Below are 3,293 nucleotides of genomic sequence, written 5' to 3' on the forward strand. Positions count from 1 at the left end.
GTCGAGCGGCCGGGCCGGGCGCAGGCCGGCCATGCTCTGCGCCGCGTACGCCAGCTCCCAGCCGCGGGTGCCGGGGCCGGCGCTGTCCCAGTCGATCAGCACCCAGCCGCGCGCGGACCGGACCAGGTTCCACGGGGCGACGTCGTGGTGGCAGACGAGGTCCTCGCCGTCGGGCGGGATCACGAGCTGCCACGACGCCGCGGGTGGGGGCACGAAGGTCTCCGTCGCCCGGTGCAGGTCGGCCAGGAACGCGCCGATCGAGGCCAGCTCCGCCACCGAGTACGTGCCGGACGGGTCGCCCAGCTCGCCGGGGACGTACTCCAGCACCTGGCGGCCCTGCCCGTCCCGGCCCAGGGGCCGGGGCGCGCCGGGGAAGCCGACCGCGTGCAGGTGGGCCAACAGGGCGTCGACGGCCTCGGTCCACGGGCCGGCCGGACGCCGGACGGTGTCGCCGACCCGGACGACGCCGGTCGTCACGTTGCCAATCAGCGCCTGCTCCACCGGCCCATCCTCGCACCCCGCGCGGGCATACGGCGTCCCCGCGCTCCCCTGGGATGAGGGAACGCGGGGACCCCCCGTCCCGGCTACTGCAGGAACGCCCCCAGCGGCGACAGCAGCAGCCGGCCGAGCAGCGCGGCGTTGTCGTCCAGCCGCGTCCGTTCACACTCGCGGGCCTCCGGGTCGTGCCGGCAGCGCCAGATCTTCTGCGCGTTGCGCCAGGCCACATTCCGGGTGTACTCCACCAGTTCGCCCTGGTACCAGTCGTCGATGTCGCCGTTGACCATGTCGATCATCAGCTGCCAGTGGTCCAGGTAGCCCCGGCGCAGTTCGGGGATCCGCTCGGCGAAGATGTTGTTGATCTCCAGGTAGTCGCGGTGCTGGTCGCTGCCGTCGACCGGCTCGGACTCCAGGCTCTCCAGCGTGGTCACCAGCGCGAACGGCAGGTCGTAGTTGATGTGCGCGTTGACCCCGGCGGCGGCCGACGGCAGCGGCCGGGCATCCGGACCGCGCATCCGCTTGAACAGGCAGGACCACGCCTTCGGGGTGTTCGGGCTGGACTCCGTCCAGAAGCGCAACGCGTCGAAGTACCGGGCCGCGAACTCCACGTCCAACCGGGCGAGGAAGACCGGGTCGACGAACCGGTCGTCGTACAGGCCGTCGAGCACCGTGCTGGTGATGACCAGGTAGAGCTTGTTGAAGTCCGCTAGAGGGCAGCTCTCCTCCAGCGGAGGCAGCCGGACCAGCAGGTCCTGCAGCTTGGTGAGATGGTCGACGACCGCCGGCACGTCGGCGGGATGGTCGGCGAGCAACCCGACGATGTCCTGGTGCACGGGACCCCAGACCGGTTCGGTCATCTCTCCTCCACGGTGGCCGGCGCACTCCCCGACGGCACCGGCGACTCGGACAGCCTTCCAGCCGACGTACGGCGGTCGGATCAGTAGAACGACGTATTCCTCGGGGTCCGTCTACTCAGGGCGGTTGCGCAGGAGGATCGCGCTGGCCTGGACCCGGGTGCGGACCTGGAGCTTGTCGAAGATGTGCGACACGTGCACCCCGATGGTCCGCTCGCTGATGAACAGCCGCTGACCGATCTCCTTGTTGGTCAACCCCTCGGCGACAGCGGCGAGCACCTCGCGTTCCCGGGCGGTGAGCGCGGCCAGGTCGTCCGCCGCCGCGGCGGCGACGGCCGGCGCCGCGGTCCGCTGCCGGGGCGCCGGCCGGGTCTCGACCGCCGGATGCTCCGCCAGCGTCACCCGGGCCCGCCCGGCCAGGGTACGGATCTCCGAACTCAACGGCACCGCGCCCAACGCCAGGGCCATCCGGTGCGCCTCCCCCAGCAGGCGGCGCGCGGTGGCCGGGCGGCTGCGCCGGGCGAGCAGCGCCTCGGCCTGACGCAGCCGGGAGTACGCGGCCGGGTAGGGATGGCTGCGCCGGTCCCACTCGGCCGCCGACCGGGCCCACAGCTCCGGGTCGCCCCGGCCGTCGAGCCGGCTCAGCTCGGCCGCGCAGAGCGCCAGGAACCCGTCCGCCACGTACCGCACCGGCGCGCCGGCCCTCTCGCTCTTGCGGGTCACCCGCTCGACCACCTCACGCAGCCGGCGGACCGCCGTCGGGTCGACCTCGACCGTCCGGCTGGCGGACGCCTCCGCCTCGGCGCGCAGCCCGTGCCAGGCCAGGGTCGCCAGCACGATGACGTCGTCGGAGCGGCTCTCGGTGAGTCCACGTTGGACAGCCTGCCGGGCCAGGTCGTGTCGGCCCTGCCACATGGCCAGGCCGGCCCGGAGGATGAGCATGGGCAGCACGTGCCGGGCGCCGCCGCCGGCGAGCATGGTGGCCACCGCCTCCAGGTCCCGGTCGGAGGCTTCGATGTCGCCGTACCCGACGGACAGCCGGCAGCGGGCGAGCAGCAGCTCCGCCGCGTCGGCGCCGGACGGGCGGTGCCGCAGTGCGGCGGCGACCACCTTCTCCGCCTCGGCCCACTGCCCGACCCGGAACAGGCCGTTCGTGGCGATGGCCAGCAGCCGGGTCTCCCAGGTGCGGCCCAGGCCCAGCTCGGCCACCCGCTCGGCGCCCCGGCGGGCCACCACCACCCCCTCCTCGAGAATGTTCAGCGGCCCGGTCAGCAGCTCCGCCAGATGCAGGTACGCGCACGCCACGTCCTCCGGCCGGCCGGACCGCTCGGCGGTCTCCAGGGCCTGCCGCATCACCGACAGCCCGGCCTCCGGGTCCTCCAGCCACGCCTCGCTGTAGCCCAGCGCGGCGCTGGCCAGCACCACCTCGGAGGTGGAGCCGGGCACCTCTGCGGCGAGCTGGAGCGCCTCCCGCGCCTGGTCGCCGGCCTCGGCGTAGCGGCCCAGGTGCAGCAACAGCTCGGCCAGGCGGGCGGCGGCGGTGGCCCGCTCCCGGGGCGTGCAGTCCGGGAACTCGAGCGCCCGCCGGTACTCCGCCTCGGCGGGCGCGGACCGGCCGGCGGCGGCCAGGTAGCGGGCCCGCCGGATGTGCAGGGCGCAGGTCGGCGGGCCGGCCGCGTCCCGGGCCAGTTCCTCCAGCAGGTCCAGCGCGCGGGCGTGTTCGCCGCTGTGGTGCGCCGTCTCGGCCGCGTGTTCCAGCAGCTCGACGCGGTCCACCTCGACGGGGGCCGGTTCGACGTCCGGCGGGACCGGTGCCGGGATGGCGGCCAGCTGCAACGCCGCCGACCAGTGGCGGTGCGCCTCCGCGTACCCGTGCAGGCGCTCGGCCGGGGGGGGGTGGGGGGGGGGTAGAGGGTAGGGGGGGGGGGGGGGGGGGGGGGG

3 protein-coding genes are annotated in these 3,293 nt (G+C 74.8%); all 3 read right to left on the minus strand.

Annotated features, from left to right (window positions below; all coding sequences use genetic code 11):
- Positions 1 to 501 (minus strand): phosphotransferase (locus ONA70_RS35480; protein ID WP_265010847.1); only part of this gene is annotated, 501 nt, incomplete at its 3' end.
- Positions 502 to 584: 83 nt separating this feature from the next.
- Positions 585 to 1,355, minus strand: a complete 771-nt coding sequence (locus ONA70_RS35485; protein WP_265010848.1) for a DUF5995 family protein — start codon at positions 1,353 to 1,355, stop codon at positions 585 to 587.
- A gap of 111 nt (positions 1,356 to 1,466) precedes the next feature.
- Positions 1,467 to 3,293: helix-turn-helix transcriptional regulator (locus tag ONA70_RS35490; protein ID WP_265010849.1), on the minus strand; the 1,827-nt coding region annotated here is incomplete at its 5' end.

The sequence above is a fragment of the Micromonospora yasonensis genome (genome assembly GCF_026013475.1).
GTDB classification, from domain to species: Bacteria; Actinomycetota; Actinomycetes; order Mycobacteriales; family Micromonosporaceae; genus Micromonospora; species Micromonospora yasonensis.

Bases quoted from the DNA above. Each gene is read 5' to 3' on its own strand.
- ONA70_RS35485 (WP_265010848.1), bottom strand. From the start codon at position 1,355: ATGACCGAACCGGTCTGGGGTCCCGTGCACCAGGACATCGTCGGGTTG.